The sequence below is a fragment of the Bradyrhizobium sp. HKCCYLRH3061 genome, assembly GCF_051168015.1.
In the GTDB taxonomy this organism is placed as follows: domain Bacteria; phylum Pseudomonadota; class Alphaproteobacteria; order Rhizobiales; family Xanthobacteraceae; genus Bradyrhizobium.
This window is the reverse complement of sequence record NZ_JBNPUE010000012.1, coordinates 183,407-196,961: the sequence shown is the minus strand read 5'-3', so window position 1 is coordinate 196,961 and position 13,555 is coordinate 183,407. Positions and strand designations below refer to the sequence as shown.

The following is a 13,555-nucleotide window of genomic DNA, read 5'->3' as shown; positions in this document are numbered from 1 at the left end:
GCCAGCGAGGTCCCTCGATGGCGTCCGCGGTATGGGTCCCGGCGTTCGCCGGGACGACACCTTTTGTGGAGCGCCAGTTTCGGCTCTCACTGGCGTCAGGCCGCAGGGCGCAACGCCTGCGCGACCGCTCCTCAGAAATCCCCGTGCAAGCGCCCCGAGAAGATCGACACCGGGCCGCGGTCGGCGTTGTAGGCGGGGTTGTTGACGAACTGGTAGTCGGCGGTGAAGGTCAGGTATTTGTTGATGGAATAGGCGTAGTAGGCCTCGATGATGCTCTCGCGCCGGTAGTTCAGCGCGCCGTCGCCGATCAAGGGGCCGAGGCCGCCGGCGGCGAGGAAGGCGCGGTGGTCGCGCGACAGGCCGTTGGTCACGCCGGCGAGGCCGATCGTGTCGTCGGGACGGCCCCAGCGGGTGCCCTTGATCGAGGTGCCCAGCGACAGGCTGTTGTCGATGTCGGTGAACGCCATGATCTCGGTCTTGCCGTCGTTCCAGCTCCAGCGCCCGAACAGGCCGACATCGTCCGTCACCGCCTGGTCGAAGCTGACGACATAGCCGTATTTGCTGCGGCCGCGACGGGTCTGGGTAATGTCGGCGTTGAGCGCGGGATTGTCGAGCGTCTCGCGGTAGCTGCCGGAGAAGGTATTGTTGAAGAAGCCGATGGTGCGCAGATGGCCGGGCTGCGAGAACAGTTGATAGCGCGTCTCCAGCTCGACGACGTAGCTGCCGCGCTTGAACACCTTCATGTCGAAATTGTTCGAGTTCGAGGTCGCGTCGACCAGAAAATAACCGGCGCGCAGCGCCCAGCTCTTCTGGTTGAGCTCGGCTGTCGCGCCGTAGGTCAGGCCGAGCTTGTCGGCGGCGTAGTCGAAGGCGCCGGGCGCCCACACCGACCAGTTCATGAAGTCCTTGCGCGCGTCCTTGGCGTAGGCATTGCCATCGAACACGTCGAGCACGGGGAATTTGCCGACCTGCACGGTGAGCCGCGAGACGTCCTGCTTGCCCGATAGCTGCAACTGGCCGCTGCCGAGCTGCTCCTGCTCGCCGCCGAAGCCGAAGGTCTGGCGCAGGAACAGGCGCGAGGTGTTGTAGTGGGGGTATGGAAAGTCCGACTTCTGCGCCTCGCCATTGGGGAAGCCGCCAAGGCCAACGGTGTTGCTGAGGCCGAAGCCCTGCAGCAGCTCGGGATTGTAATAGACCTCGCCGCCGTCCCACAGCCGCGCATTGATGAACAGGCTGTTGCTCCAGGTCTCCTGGAACTGGCGCGCGGGCGTCAGGCTGTTGGCGCCGGTGTAGGCGGCGCGGAACGCCGGATAGCCCTGGCCGATCACGGTCGCCTGGCCGTGGATCTCCCAGCGGTCGGATTCGGGATCGGACGGATCGCTCTTGAGCTTCAGATCGGGACCGCCGGCGAAGTCCAGCTTGCGGTTGAGCCCAACCCGCAGGGTCTGGAATTCGAGCGCGGAATTGTAGCTGGCACCGTTGGAGAAGCGGACGCCGGCGTTCTCGAAATGGCTGTAGAGATATTCGAGGCGCCAGCTCCAATGCGGCGCAAAGCTGCGCTCGATGCCGGCGCCGGCGGCCCAGCCGAGCCGCGTCGTCAGCAGCTTCTCGGTGTCGCCGGCCGCAGTGGTGTTGATGAAGCGGCCGCCGGTCCAGGCCAGGCCGCCGGTGGCATAGACCAGCCAGTCGCCCCTGACGTAGCCGACCCGGCCGCGGGCGGTGGCGACATAGTCCCACAGCTCGGAGACGTTCGAGCCGGGTGTGCCCAGCATCGCGACGGTGTGGTTGGAGGTGAGATAGTTCGGAAAGCTGAAATCGCCCTCGAGCCCGAGCAGCAGGCCGGAGCGGGTGACCCAGTTGTAGCCGGCCTGCGCGCCACCGGTGAGGCCGCTGAACGGGCTGCCGGCGCTGGCCGTCCCGCTCGGGTCGGTCAGGGTCGCCCGGGCATGGTCACGGGTATAGCCGGCATGGACGCCGACATAGAGGCCGGTCCAGTCGAACATCGTCTGTGCCATCCGGGCCTTGACCGGCAGGTCGGCGGCAGCAGCGGGGGCGGCGAGCGCGGCGATCATGGCGGCGGTCGCGATCGTCTCCCGGGTGCAGTTCGAACGGATCATGGCAGCAGATTCCCAAGGCGAGGCACACGACGACACCGGCAACGTCACACCTGATTGCCTGCGCACAGTCACGAGAAGATTACGGAGTAGATGATGTTCGATCGGAAGTGTGGATGAGCTGCGGCGATTTAGGGATGATTTATATTGCGATTAATTCGCAACAGCAAGCGCAGGGCTGGTTCATTCGGTTTCTGATTGCGGGTGTGGCGCCTGCGCAACAAAAAACCCGCCCGGGGCGGCCGGGCGGGTTGTCGAGATCGCGGATCGGGGCAGGTGGAAGCCCGGCCGTGGCGGATGGGGCGAGGCGGGCCTTGGCCGTGATTGGGCGGGGCGAGGCGAGCGCCCAGCATCAATAGCCGCAGGCCCTGACGCGGCCGACATACTGGCCGTAGACGTTGTACTGCGGCACCCAGCGGCAGTACCGATAGCCACCGCCGTAATAGTAGCCGTCGTTGCTGGCGGCGATGGCGCTGCCGACGACGGCGGCTCCGACGAGGCCGGCACCGACGCCCCAGCCCCAGTGATGATGGTGGAAGCCGTTGGCCGCAGCGGGCGTCGACGTCGCCGCGATGCTGCCGGTGACGGCGAGCGCGGTCAGTGCGAGGGCGGCAATCTTGGTCTTGATCGACATGGTCGAAGGCTCCTGTTTGCTATTGGGGCGGCCGGCGTCGGCCGCTTGCCAAATTGGACGGAGCCTTTTCGAAACCGGTTCGAATCGCCGGATGAGGTGCCCGGCGCCCTGAAAATTCGTTCGTTGATACAGGGGCTTGGCCTCGGTTCAGCAGCCCGGCAACGGGCCGCGGCGAAGCGTGTTCACGTCGAAGTTATCGACGTCCTCCAGCAGCGCGCAGAACGCCCGCGCGCCGTGGTCCAGCACGCGCTCGCCCTTCTCCGCCGACGCCTGCGTGGCATCGCCGACCGCACCGCTCGCATTCAGGTCCTGCGTCTGCCAGGCCATCGGCGCCGGCCGCTGCGTCGAGAGCACCTTGCAGGTGGTTTCGATTTCAGCGCCGCGCGAGGGGAAAGCGGCGATGGCATCGCTGCGCACCAGCGTGGGATGGCAGGCCAGCATGATCGAGGTCTCGACGGCGCCGCCGTGGATGCCGTGCCGCAGCTCATCGGCCGAGAACAACCCATCGGGCGCACCGAAGCGCGACCATGACGTCGTCACCACCAGCATGCGGTGATCAGCGCGCAGATCCTGCGCGACCAGGGTCATCGCAGCGCTGTTGCCGCCATGGCTGGTGACGATCACGAGCTTCCTGAGTCCAGCGCGCGCGACGCTGTCGCCGAGAGCACGCCAGCTCCGCAGCGCGACCTCCGTCGGCACGGTCAGCGTGCCCGGATAGTCGATATGCTCGGTCGAGATCCCCACGGGCTGCACCGGCAGCACCGTCACCGGCAGCGCCGGCGGCAGCAGCGCGCGGACGCGCGCGAGATAAGCCTCGGCAATGTAGACGTCAGTGCCGAGAGGCAGGTGCGGCCCATGCTGCTCGGTGGCGGCGAGCGGCAGCACCGCGATCCAGCGCGCGGTCTCGGGCGTTCCCGAGTCGGGCGCTCCAAAATCCGGCCAGTGCAGCTCGGTCCAGTCGCGGGGCGGCACGGTCATCGCGCGGGCCATTTCCTTCGTCCGTCGGGCAGGGTAGTTATCACCGATTGATCTTAGCATGTTCAGCCAGAAAGAACCGGGGAGACCAGACATGGCGCAGGCGCTTCTGTCGCGAACGTTAATGGCGGCATCGCTGGTCGTAGCCGGACTGATCTCGGCGGCTCAGGCCCAGATGCTGGACAAGGTCTCGTTCGGCACCAACTGGGTTGCCGAGGCCGAGCATGGCGGCTTCTTCCAGGCGGTCGCCGACGGCACCTACAAGCGCTACGGACTGGACGTGACGATCGTGCCGGGCGGTCCGAACGAGAACAACCGCATGCTGCTGATCTCCGGCAAGATCGAGTTCTTCATGGCCGCAAATACGCTGATGTCGTTCGACGCCGTCGCCAACAACGTGCCGGTGGTGTCGATCGCGGCGATGTTCCAGAAGGATCCGCAGGTGTTCCTGACCCATCCGGAGTCCAGGATCACCAAGCTCGAGGAGCTGAAGCCGCTGACCCTGTTCGTCTCCAAGGAAGGCATCTCCAGCTACTATCAATGGCTGAAATCGGAATACGGCTTCTCCGAGAAGAATGTCCGCCCCTACACGTTCAATCCGCAGCCCTTCATCGCTACGCCGCAGAGCGCAATGCAGGGGTATGTCACGTCGGAGCCGTTCGCGGTCGAGCGCGCCGCCGGCTTCAAGCCCGGCGTGATCCTGCTCGCGGACAACGGCTTCAACACCTATTCGACCCTGATCGAGACGCGGCGCGACCTCATCGAGAGCAAGCCGGACCTGGTGCAGCGTTTCGTCGATGCTTCGATCATCGGCTGGTACAATTACATCTACGGCGACAATTCCGCGGGCAACGCGCTGATCAAGAAGATGAACCCGGAGATGACCGATGATCTCCTTGCCTATTCGGTCGCCAAGATGAAGGAGTACGGCATCGTCGATTCCGGCGACAGCGTGGAGAAGGGCATCGGCGCCATGACGGACGAGCGCGTCGCCAGCTTCTTCGACAAGATGGTGCGGGCCGGCGTCGTCAAGTCGACGATCGACTATCGCAAGTCGTATACGCTGCGTTTCGTCAACAAGGGCGTCGGCATCGATCTCCGGCCGAAGAAGTAGGACGCTCGAGCGGCGCTTTCAGCAAATGAGCTCACCCCCTTCGTCCGAGCGCGCCGTTGCGACCGCGGTATGCCTGCGCGGCGTCACCAAGGTGTACGAGTCCGGCGTCGCCGCGCTGGGGCCGATCGATCTGACCATCGCCAAAGGCGAATTCGTCTCGCTGCTCGGCCCCTCCGGCTGTGGCAAGTCGACGGCGCTGCGCCTGATTGCGGGTCTGGTGGCGCCAAGCGCCGGGACGGTGGATGTCGCCGCCTCGTCAGAGGCGCATCCCGGCGATCGCGTCGGCTTCGTGTTCCAGGAGCCGACCCTGATGCCCTGGACCAGCGTGCGCGACAATGTCGGCCTGCCGTTGAAGCTTGCGCGGGTGCCGGCGAGCCAGGCGCGTCCAAGGATCGATGCGGCGCTCGAGCAGGTCGGTCTCGCTGATTTTGCCGACGCCTTTCCGCGCGAACTATCCGGCGGCATGAAGATGCGCGCCTCGCTGGCGCGCGCGCTCGTCACGCACCCCGGCATCCTGCTGATGGACGAGCCGTTCGCTGCCCTCGACGAGATCACGCGCTTCCGCCTCAACAATGATCTGCTGGAGCTGTGGCGCAGGCTGAACATGACGGTCGTGTTCGTCACCCATTCGGTGTTCGAGTCGGTCTATCTGTCGCAGCGCGTGCTGGTGATGACGGCGCGACCCGGCCGGCTCAGTGCCGAGATCAGGATCGACGCTGACCAGCGCGATGATGCGTTCCGTGCCTCGCCGGCTTATGCCGATGATTGCCGCCGGGTCTCTGACGCGCTCGCACCGGCCTATACCGGAGTGCATGCGCTGTGAGCATGCAGGGTCGAGAATCGTCCCTCTCGGGCGCGCGGCTTGCGAGCCTCGCCTTTCCCGCGATCGTGTTCGTCGCTGCGATGACGGCGTGGGAGCTGGTTGTGCGCCTCAACGGCATCCAGCCCTATGTGTTGCCCGGGCCGCTGCTGGTGCTGAAGACGCTTGTCGCCGATTGGGACATTCTCGCGCAATCGCTGCTGACGACCCTGATCACGACATTCGAAGGCTTCATCGCCGCAGCGCTCGGCGGCATCGCGCTGGCGCTGTTGTTCAACCAGTCGAAATGGCTGGAATGGGCGTTGTTTCCCTATGCCGTCGTGCTGCAGGTGACACCGGTCATCGCGATTGCGCCGATGCTCCTGATCTATCTGCCGCAGCAGACGGCGGTGGTCGTGTGCGCCTGGATCGTCGGCTTCTTCCCGGTGCTGTCCAATACCGCGCTCGGCCTCAACTCGGTCGATCGCAATCTCGCCGGGCTGTTCCAGCTCTATGGCGCCTCGCGCTGGCAGACCTTGCGCTATCTGAAGCTGCCGGCGGCGCTGCCTTACATTCTCGGCGGCCTGCGCATCGCCGGCGGCCTGTCGCTGATCGGCGCGGTCGTCGCCGAGATCGCGGCGGGCAGCGCTGGTGCCGGATCCGGTCTCGCCTATCGCATCGCGGAATCCGGCTATCGTCTCAACATACCCCGCATGTTCGCAGCGCTGGTGCTGCTGTCGGTCGCCGGGATTGTCATTTATGGCTTGCTGGCGCTAGTTTCGCACCTCGTTTTACGGCGCTGGCATGAGAGCGCGCTTGGAAAGGACAACTGATGGCGGCGACTTCGTCTGACAAGATCGATGTTCTGGTCTATGGGCCGCTGCGGCCGATCCTGGAAAAAGGATTCCCGGACAGCTTCAACGTGCACCATGCGACGACGCAGGCCGATCTCGAAGCGCTGCCGGCGGACGTGAAGGGCCGGATCCGCGGCATCGCCGTGACCTTCCACACCGTGAAGACCGACGCCGCCGTGATGGCGATGCTGCCGAAGCTCGAGATGATCGCAAGCTTCGGCGTCGGCTACGATCACATCGCAGCCGCGCACGCCGGACAGCACGGCATCATCGTCACCAACACACCGGACGTGCTGACCGAGGAGGTCGCCGACGTGGCGCTCGGGCTCCTGATCGCGACGTGCCGCGAATTCATCAAGGCCGATCGCTTCGTTCGTTCGGGGGAGTGGAGCGAGAAGCCCTATCCGCTCAGCGTCGGCTCGCTGCGCGACCGCACCGTCGGCATGGTCGGCATGGGCCGCATCGGCCAGGCGATCGCGCGCCGGCTCGAAGCGTCGCTCGTCCCCGTCGTCTATCACTCGCGCAACCCGGCGGCGGGCGTCGCCAACAAACACTATCCCGACCTGCTCGCGATGGCCAAGGACGTCGACACGCTGGTCGTCATCGTGCCTGGCGGTGCCGGCACCAACAAAATCGTCAGCGCCGAGGTGCTGAAGGCGCTCGGACCGCGCGGCGTCGTCGTCAACGTCGCCCGCGGCTCGGTCATCGACGAGCAGGCTCTGGTCGAAGCGCTGAAGTCCGGCACGATTCTCGCCGCCGGCCTCGACGTGTTCGAGAAGGAGCCGGCGGTGCCGGACGCGCTCAAGGCGATGGACAATGTCGTGCTGCTGCCACACATCGGCTCGGCTGCCATCGTAACCCGCAACGCAATGGATCAGCTGGTGGTCGACAACCTCAAGGTCTGGTTTGCCGGCAAGCCGCCGCTGACGCCCGTTCCGGAAACGCCGGTGAAAGATCGCCGATGAAACGTCCGCTCCCATTGCTGATCGCGCTGCTGTCGGTGGCGGGCGTCCCTGTCGTCGCACAAGACGCCGCCAGCCTGAAGAAGGCGATGATCGGGCAGTGGGAGCTCGCGACCACCGAGCGCAGCAAGACCTGCGTCGTGACCCTGAAGCCGGACGTCGCGCCGCGCGGGCAGAAGCTCGAGCTGGAGCCGAGCTGCGCCACGGCGCTGCCCTTCACCAAGGACATCGCCGGCTGGAACGTGAAGGGCCTCGACATCGTCAGCCTCCAGGCCGCCAATGGCGAGGCGGTGATCGATTTCACCGAGGTCGAGGCCGGCATCTTCGAAGGCCTGCGTCAGGGCGAGGGCGTCTACATCCTGCAGAACCTGGCGGCGGCGCGGTCGCTGGCGAAATCCATGGACCAGATGATCGGCGACTGGGCCATGGTCCGCGGCAACGGCGCCACGATCTGCAGCCTGGTGCTGACCAACAACGACGCCGGCAATGATAATTTCCAGGTGTTCGTGAAGCCGAAATGCGATCCCGCCGTCGCGGCGTTCGCACCGAGCCAATGGCGGCTCGAGCATGGCCAGATGATGCTGATGTCGGACCGTGGCGAGACCTGGCGGTTCGAAGCGGACGACAATGCGCAGTGGCGGCTCGTGCCCGACAGCGCCAATCCGCTGATCATGCTCAGGCAGTAGACGACACGCGCGCTGCTGAGCGTCCCTGCCCCGCGGCAGTCAGGCCTCGTCCGGCATCGGACTTGGTTAACGATTGGTTGCGTGCCTGTTCCACCAATCGGAACTTGTTGTTTACGCATCTTTCGTCTGATGGTTGCGCTTCATCGAGGGAGCCCGCCATGCGTGAGCTATTGCGCCGGTTCAACAGGTCGCTGCCGTCGTTCAGCCTGAACGACAAGATCTCGGCGGCTGCGGCCGCATTCGCCGTCCTGGTGATGCTGTCCACTTTGGGCGCGCTGTCGGCGCTGCGCGAGCAGCGCCTGTTCTACGACCGACTCGAAGCGCTTGCCGCGGCGTCCCGCAACACCGAGCGGACCAACGCGCTGATCTACGCGGTCGTGATGGAATCGCGCGGCATCTACATGTCGGCGGACCGCACCGTCGCGCGGCGCTATGCCGATGCGCAGCTCGTGAAGCTGGCGCAGCTGAGCAAGGTGGTGGAGGAGTGGGAAGCCCAGGTCGCCGACGGTGACGCCGCGCTGTTCGCCCCATTCAAGAAGCGGATCGAACAATTCGTCGCATTCCGCACCGAGATGGCCCGGCAGACGATTTCGGTCGGATCGTCCGCGGCGCGCGAGCTCGGCGACAATGACGAGAATCGCGCGGTGCGCACCGCGCTCAACGAGGACCTCGAGAAATTGTCGCGGCTCTATGCCGACCGCACCCGCGAGCTCGGCGAGACGGCCGATGCGCGCGGCATGGCCGCGTTCTATCTGGGGGCGCTCGGAGCGGTGATCATCACGCTGATCGCGGCCGCGGCGCTGGCGCTGCGCTGGGGCGTGCTGATGCCGCTGCTCGACATCGCCCGCGTCACCGACCGCATCGCCGCCGGCCGCATCAAGCTCAAGATTCCGCACGCGCGGCGCCATGACGAGATCGGACGGGTCGCGCAGGCCGTCGCGACCTATCAGGACGGTGCATTCCGCCTGCATGAGCTCGAGCAGCACGAGGTCGAGATCGAGCGCCAGTACACCGACATCCTGCGCCAGCACGAGCAGCTCGAGCAGGGCGCGATCAGCAGCCAGCAGCGGCTCGATGCGGCGGTCGCCAACATGGCCCAGGGCCTGATCATGCTCGACAGCTTCGGCTACGTGCTGATGGTCAACGACCAGTTCCGCAGGCTGTACAACGTTCCAGCTTCGATCGCAAAACCCGGTGCACATGTGCGCGAGATCCTCGCGCATCGCGCCAAGGTCGGTCTGCTGCGGGAGAAGCCGTCGGAATATCTCGCCGCGCTCCGCGAGCGCATGAAGGAGCGCCGGGCCGAGATCTTCGAGGTCGAGCTCGCCGACGGCCGCATCATCCGCATCTCGGAACGCCCTGTGGATGGCGGCGGCTGGATCGCCACGCACGAGGACTTCACCGCGCAGCGCCGGGCCGAGCGCAAGCTCGCGCGCGCCGAATACTTCCTCGCCGCACTGCTCGAGAACATCCCGCAGGCGGTGCTGGCCAAGGAGGCGCAGTCGCTGCGTTACATGTTCGTCAATCGCGCCGCCGAGCGTCTGTTCGGCGTGCCACGCACGGACATCATCGGCCGCACGCCGGCCGAGCTGTTCTCCCCGCCGACCGGCGCGATCCTCGAGGAAGCCGCCCGCGAACAGCTCGCAGGGCGCGGCGACGATGAGCCGCGAGCCCATAGCATTCTCACGCCCGGAAACGGTCCGCGCGACATCGTCGTGCGCCGGCTGCCAGTCTCGATCGGTGAGGGCGAGCCGAAATATCTGCTCAGCATCATCGAGGACCGCACGCAGGATCAGCGCGCGGCAGCATGATGCGTCACTGGCAACGTCCGGGATTCCCCCGCCTTGACGTCGCCTTGATCTGCATCAAGAACGGCCTCGCCGGGTGGAATAGCGTGCCCGAAACGGAGACCTGTTCATGATCCGACGTCTGGGGATTCCTTTCGCCACCCGCCTTGGCGCTGCCGCGCTGCTCACGCTTTCGGTCGCAGCGCCGCTGCATCAGGCTGCCGCGCAGGACGCGCTGGGTGGCGCCATCCTCGGCGGCGCCGGCGGCGCGATTCTGGGCGGCGCGATCGGCGGCGGCCGTGGTGCTGCGATCGGCGCGGTGATCGGGGCCGGCACCGGAGCTGCCATCGCGGCCGACGGCGAGCGCCGTCGTGGCGGTTATTATTCCTATCGCAACGGCTGCTATCTGCAACGCGGCGACGGCTCCTGGGTTCGCGCGCATCCGCGCTACTGCTACTAAGCCTTATCCGTCGGCCGAATTGGCCGCTTGGCCGCGCGATGAACGCGCGGCCGGCGACTTGGTTGCGCGCTCCAGCACCTGGATGACGCGCGGATCCTCGCAATGCGCGACGTTGAAGCGCATCATCGTCGCGGCGGATTGCGCCGCGCTGAAGACGTCGCCGGGCGCGAGCACCACGTGCTCCTCGAGCGCGGCCTGGGCCACCTCGATCGCCGTACAGCCGTCCGGCAACCTGCACCACAGATGAAAGCCGCCGCGTGGCATCAGCCATGGGGCGATACCGATGCGCTGCAGCCGTGCCGCCACCCGCGGCCGCGCTCGCGCAAGCCGTGCCCGCAGGTCCTCGACGTGCTTGCGGTAGCTGCCGCTGGTCAGCACCTGGGTCAACGTCTCCGCGGCGAATTGTCCGGGACCGCCGAAGCCGGTCGCGATCTGCAGGTCGATCAGCGGCTCCATCCAGTCCGCACGCGCCGCGATGTAGCCGCAGCGCACCGAGGCCGACAGCGTCTTGGAGAAGCTGCCGACCAGGATCACCCGCGCAAGCCCGTCGAGCGCGGCGAGCCGCGGCGACGGCGCGGGTTCGAAATCACCGTAGATGTCGTCCTCGACGATGATCGTGTCATGCGCTGACGCGGCGTTGAGCAGCCGGTGCGCCGTCTGCAGCGACAGCGTCGCCCCGGTCGGATTGTGCAGACCGGAATTGGTGATGTAGAGCCGCGGGCGCTCGGCCGCGAGCACTGCCTCGAACCGGGCGATGTCGGGTCCGCCCGGCGTCATCGGCACGCTGACGATCCGCGCCTGATGCGCGCGCAGCAGGCGAGGAAGTTGAAGTAGCAGGGATCGTCGACCAGCACGGCGTCGCCGGGACGCAGCAGCATGCGGCAGATCAGGTCGATCGCCTGCGTACCGGACGAGGTCAGCACCAGTTGCTCGCTGAACGCGTCGATGCCGATAGCGGCAAGGCGGCCCTGCAGCAACCGCCGTAGCGCTGCCGATCCGCGTGCAGCGCCGTAGTCGCTCAGCACCCGCCCGCCGCCGCGCGCCAGCGCGCGGACCGCGCGCCGCAGCGCGTCCTGCGGCATCCACTCGGCCGGCAGCCAGCCGCAGCCGGGCGTCAGCGTTCCCGGCCCGGCGTCGAGCGACTGCCGCGACACCCAAAACGGGTCGACCGCGCGCGGACGGCGCGGCTCGCGATCGCCGAGGGCCAGCGGCGGCAGCGCCGTATCGGCGACATAGAAGCCGGAGCCGCGCCGGGCGCGGATCACGCCTTCCGCGGCAAGTCGGTCATAGGCCTCGACGACGGTGGCTGGCGAGACCCCCATCGCCGCGGCGAAGGCGCGGATCGAGGGCAGACGCTGGCCGGCGCTGAGCGCGCGCGTCGCCAAGCGCTGCCGGATCGCATCGACCACGGCGATGGTCCGCGTGCCGCCCCGGCGGGAATCGCGCGTCACTTCTCCCAAGTGTGTCGCCCTTTGCACCAATACAGATTGTGGAAATTGTATCGGTCTGTCGCTGCCGCAACAAGCCTGGTCGGGCTATGGGATCTGCGAGGAGGAGCCGTGCATGAAGGGATCGATCGAAGGCTGGGGGAGCGGCATCGTCGGCATGACGATCTTCAGCGGCTCGCTGCCGGCGACGCGGGCGGCACTGGAGGGTTTTTCGCCGCTGTTCCTGACGGGCGCACGCGCGACGCTCGCGGCCGTGCTGGCCGCAATTTGTCTCATGCTGCTGCGTCAGCCGCTCCCCGGCCGGCGCGATCTGGTGTCGCTGGCAGTCGTGTCGCTCGGTGTCGTCATCGGTTTTCCGCTGCTCACCGCTCTGGCGCTCCAGCACATCACCTCGGCCCACGCGATCGTGTTCGTCGGTCTGCTGCCGCTGTCGACCGCCTTGTTCGGCGTGCTGCGCGGCGGCGAGCGGCCGCGGCCGTTGTTCTGGCTGTTCGCTGCGCTCGGGGCTGCGGCGGTCTCGGGCTTCGCCCTGTCGCAGGATGGCGTCGCGTCGCCGATCGGCGATCTCGCGATGATCGCCGCGATCATCGTCTGCGGCCTGGGCTATGCCGAGGGCGCCATGCTCACGCGCAGGCTCGGCGGCTGGCAGGTGATCTCGTGGGCGCTGCTGTTGTCCGCGCCGCTGATGCTGCTGATGGCGGTGCTGACGCTGCCCGCCGCATCCCGTGACATCACGGCCGCGGCGTGGCTGGGCCTCGCCTATGTCTCCGTCTTCAGCATGTTCGTCGGCTTCGCCTTCTGGTACCGCGGGCTCGCCCGTGGCGGCACTGCGACGGTGGGCCAACTGCAACTGCTGCAGCCCTTCCTTGGCCTCGGTTTCGCGAGCCTGCTGCTGCATGAGCCGGTGTCGGCAACGATGATTGCCGCAGCCGGAATCGTCGTCGTCTGCGTGGCGATGGCGCGCCGCTGGGCGTAAGCCGTCGGCGGCTATTTGCGATGATAGAGTCCGGTGAAGCTGACGCCGGCGCCGCCGCAATCATTGTTGTCCTCGACCAGCAGAAGCGCGCCGATTCGCTGCAGGCGCACGCGGCACTCGTCGCCGGCATTCGGCCGCTCGAACGGCGTGCTGCCGTCGTCGACAAAGGCTATGAGGCCGCCCTTCGGCTCTGCCGTGGCGCCGAGCGATCCGTCGCGCAACTCGCGCCCGGCCGGCAGCACCTGATCGCCTTCGATCCGGAGCCGGTTGCCGGCCTCTTTCCTGATCGTCAGCCCCCCTCCAGGGTGCTCCCAGCTTCCGGTCCAGTCGGCTGTCGTCGGCGCGGCCATCGGCTCGACGGCGGTGAGGGCAGCGCGCGGCAACCAGCCGGTGGTCCAGATCTGTGCCTTCGCATGCGGCTGCTGGTAGCTGACGCAGACGAAAGCGCCGCGGGTCCTGTCGACCAGCACGAGGTCGTCGCGGACGAGGTAAGCCTTCTTCCGGCAGGCGTCGGTCGCAGCGGGACAGCTGGCGGCCTTGAAGTCGTCGTCATAGGGGCTCTTGACGAAGTTCACCCGCGGCTGGCCGCTCACTTTGGCCACGACGAGCGGCCGCGCATCATCCCAGCCGACGCCACTGCAATTGGCGGGATCGTTGGCGTCGTAGGCGGCGGCCGCCGTGAGGGGCAGGACGCCCAGGATCAGTCCGATGAAGGCCGCGCGCATCCGTCGTTCCTCTCCACGCTT

The 13,555-nt window shown here is 66.9% G+C and carries 12 protein-coding genes and 1 pseudogene; 8 read left to right on the top strand and 5 right to left on the bottom strand.

The features are described from left to right. Window positions 1-131: 131 nt before the first annotated feature. The 3 genes from ACQR2C_RS20515 to ACQR2C_RS20505 all read right to left on the bottom strand — a co-directional run bounded on the left by ACQR2C_RS20515 (window position 132) and on the right by ACQR2C_RS20505 (window position 3,738). Window positions 132-2,117 carry a carbohydrate porin gene (locus ACQR2C_RS20515; RefSeq protein ID WP_434881965.1) on the bottom strand — a complete coding sequence of 662 codons (1,986 nt, stop codon included), beginning with the start codon at window positions 2,115-2,117 and terminating at the stop codon, window positions 132-134. 349 nt (window positions 2,118-2,466) lie between these two features. Next, window positions 2,467-2,748, bottom strand: coding sequence for a hypothetical protein (locus tag ACQR2C_RS20510; RefSeq protein ID WP_315752260.1), 282 nt, complete (start codon window positions 2,746-2,748; stop codon window positions 2,467-2,469). 147 nt (window positions 2,749-2,895) lie between these two features. Beyond that, a complete protein-coding gene (locus ACQR2C_RS20505; protein ID WP_434881964.1) occupies window positions 2,896-3,738 on the bottom strand; it encodes a creatininase family protein in 843 nt (280 codons plus the stop codon). 109 nt (window positions 3,739-3,847) lie between these two features. Here ACQR2C_RS20505 and ACQR2C_RS20500 point away from each other — a divergent pair, with 109 nt between their 5' ends. The 7 genes from ACQR2C_RS20500 (at window position 3,848) to ACQR2C_RS20470 (ending at window position 10,385) form a co-directional block, all read left to right on the top strand. After that, the gene (locus ACQR2C_RS20500; RefSeq protein ID WP_315800907.1) at window positions 3,848-4,837 is read left to right on the top strand and encodes an ABC transporter substrate-binding protein; all 990 of its coding nucleotides are present in this window, start codon (window positions 3,848-3,850) and stop codon (window positions 4,835-4,837) included. Window positions 4,838-4,862: 25 nt separating this feature from the next. Next, window positions 4,863-5,660, top strand: a complete 798-nt coding sequence (locus ACQR2C_RS20495) for an ABC transporter ATP-binding protein (RefSeq protein WP_315800528.1) — start codon at window positions 4,863-4,865, stop codon at window positions 5,658-5,660. A gap of 2 nt (window positions 5,661-5,662) precedes the next feature. Then, window positions 5,663-6,469 (top strand): ABC transporter permease, encoded by an 807-nt coding sequence (locus ACQR2C_RS20490; RefSeq protein WP_315800527.1) that lies wholly within the window; start codon window positions 5,663-5,665, stop codon window positions 6,467-6,469. After that, window positions 6,469-7,455: a 2-hydroxyacid dehydrogenase gene (locus ACQR2C_RS20485; RefSeq protein ID WP_434881963.1), complete on the top strand. Its 987-nt coding sequence runs from the start codon at window positions 6,469-6,471 to the stop codon at window positions 7,453-7,455. Before ACQR2C_RS20490 ends, ACQR2C_RS20485 begins: the two co-directional genes overlap by 1 nt. An 86-nt stretch (window positions 7,456-7,541) precedes the next feature. Beyond that, complete coding sequence (locus ACQR2C_RS20480; RefSeq protein WP_315800906.1) at window positions 7,542-8,138, top strand: AprI/Inh family metalloprotease inhibitor; 597 nt, start codon at window positions 7,542-7,544, stop codon at window positions 8,136-8,138. Window positions 8,139-8,296: 158 nt separating this feature from the next. Continuing rightward, on the top strand, window positions 8,297-9,949 hold the full coding sequence (locus tag ACQR2C_RS20475) for a PAS-domain containing protein (protein ID WP_434881962.1): 1,653 nt from the start codon (window positions 8,297-8,299) through the stop codon (window positions 9,947-9,949). A 106-nt stretch (window positions 9,950-10,055) separates the two neighbouring features. Further along, window positions 10,056-10,385, top strand: a complete 330-nt coding sequence (locus ACQR2C_RS20470) for a hypothetical protein (protein WP_434881961.1) — start codon at window positions 10,056-10,058, stop codon at window positions 10,383-10,385. Between the two features lie 3 nt (window positions 10,386-10,388). On the opposite strand, the pseudogene ACQR2C_RS20465 reads toward ACQR2C_RS20470, so the two are convergent. Then, window positions 10,389-11,845 (bottom strand): annotated as a pseudogene (locus ACQR2C_RS20465) (PLP-dependent aminotransferase family protein). A gap of 103 nt (window positions 11,846-11,948) precedes the next feature. On the opposite strand from ACQR2C_RS20465, the gene ACQR2C_RS20460 reads away from it, so the two are divergent. Beyond that, complete coding sequence (locus ACQR2C_RS20460; RefSeq protein WP_434881960.1) at window positions 11,949-12,809, top strand: DMT family transporter; 861 nt, start codon at window positions 11,949-11,951, stop codon at window positions 12,807-12,809. An 11-nt stretch (window positions 12,810-12,820) separates the two neighbouring features. On the opposite strand, the gene ACQR2C_RS20455 is transcribed toward ACQR2C_RS20460, so the two are convergent. Then, on the bottom strand, window positions 12,821-13,534 hold the full coding sequence (locus ACQR2C_RS20455) for a hypothetical protein (protein ID WP_434881959.1): 714 nt from the start codon (window positions 13,532-13,534) through the stop codon (window positions 12,821-12,823). Window positions 13,535-13,555 lie beyond the last annotated feature (21 nt).

Coding starts and splice junctions, on each gene's coding strand:
- ACQR2C_RS20515 (WP_434881965.1), bottom strand. CDS start 2,117: ATGATCCGTTCGAACTGCACCCGGGAGACGATCGCGACCGCCGCCATG.
- ACQR2C_RS20455 (WP_434881959.1), bottom strand. CDS start 13,534: ATGCGCGCGGCCTTCATCGGACTGATCCTGGGCGTCCTGCCCCTCACG.
- ACQR2C_RS20495 (WP_315800528.1), top strand. CDS start 4,863: ATGAGCTCACCCCCTTCGTCCGAGCGCGCCGTTGCGACCGCGGTATGC.
- ACQR2C_RS20490 (WP_315800527.1), top strand. CDS start 5,663: ATGCAGGGTCGAGAATCGTCCCTCTCGGGCGCGCGGCTTGCGAGCCTC.
- ACQR2C_RS20510 (WP_315752260.1), bottom strand. CDS start 2,748: ATGTCGATCAAGACCAAGATTGCCGCCCTCGCACTGACCGCGCTCGCC.
- ACQR2C_RS20480 (WP_315800906.1), top strand. CDS start 7,542: ATGATCGGGCAGTGGGAGCTCGCGACCACCGAGCGCAGCAAGACCTGC.
- ACQR2C_RS20460 (WP_434881960.1), top strand. CDS start 11,949: ATGAAGGGATCGATCGAAGGCTGGGGGAGCGGCATCGTCGGCATGACG.
- ACQR2C_RS20475 (WP_434881962.1), top strand. CDS start 8,297: ATGCGTGAGCTATTGCGCCGGTTCAACAGGTCGCTGCCGTCGTTCAGC.
- ACQR2C_RS20470 (WP_434881961.1), top strand. CDS start 10,056: ATGATCCGACGTCTGGGGATTCCTTTCGCCACCCGCCTTGGCGCTGCC.
- ACQR2C_RS20500 (WP_315800907.1), top strand. CDS start 3,848: ATGGCGGCATCGCTGGTCGTAGCCGGACTGATCTCGGCGGCTCAGGCC.
- ACQR2C_RS20485 (WP_434881963.1), top strand. CDS start 6,469: ATGGCGGCGACTTCGTCTGACAAGATCGATGTTCTGGTCTATGGGCCG.
- ACQR2C_RS20505 (WP_434881964.1), bottom strand. CDS start 3,738: ATGGCCCGCGCGATGACCGTGCCGCCCCGCGACTGGACCGAGCTGCAC.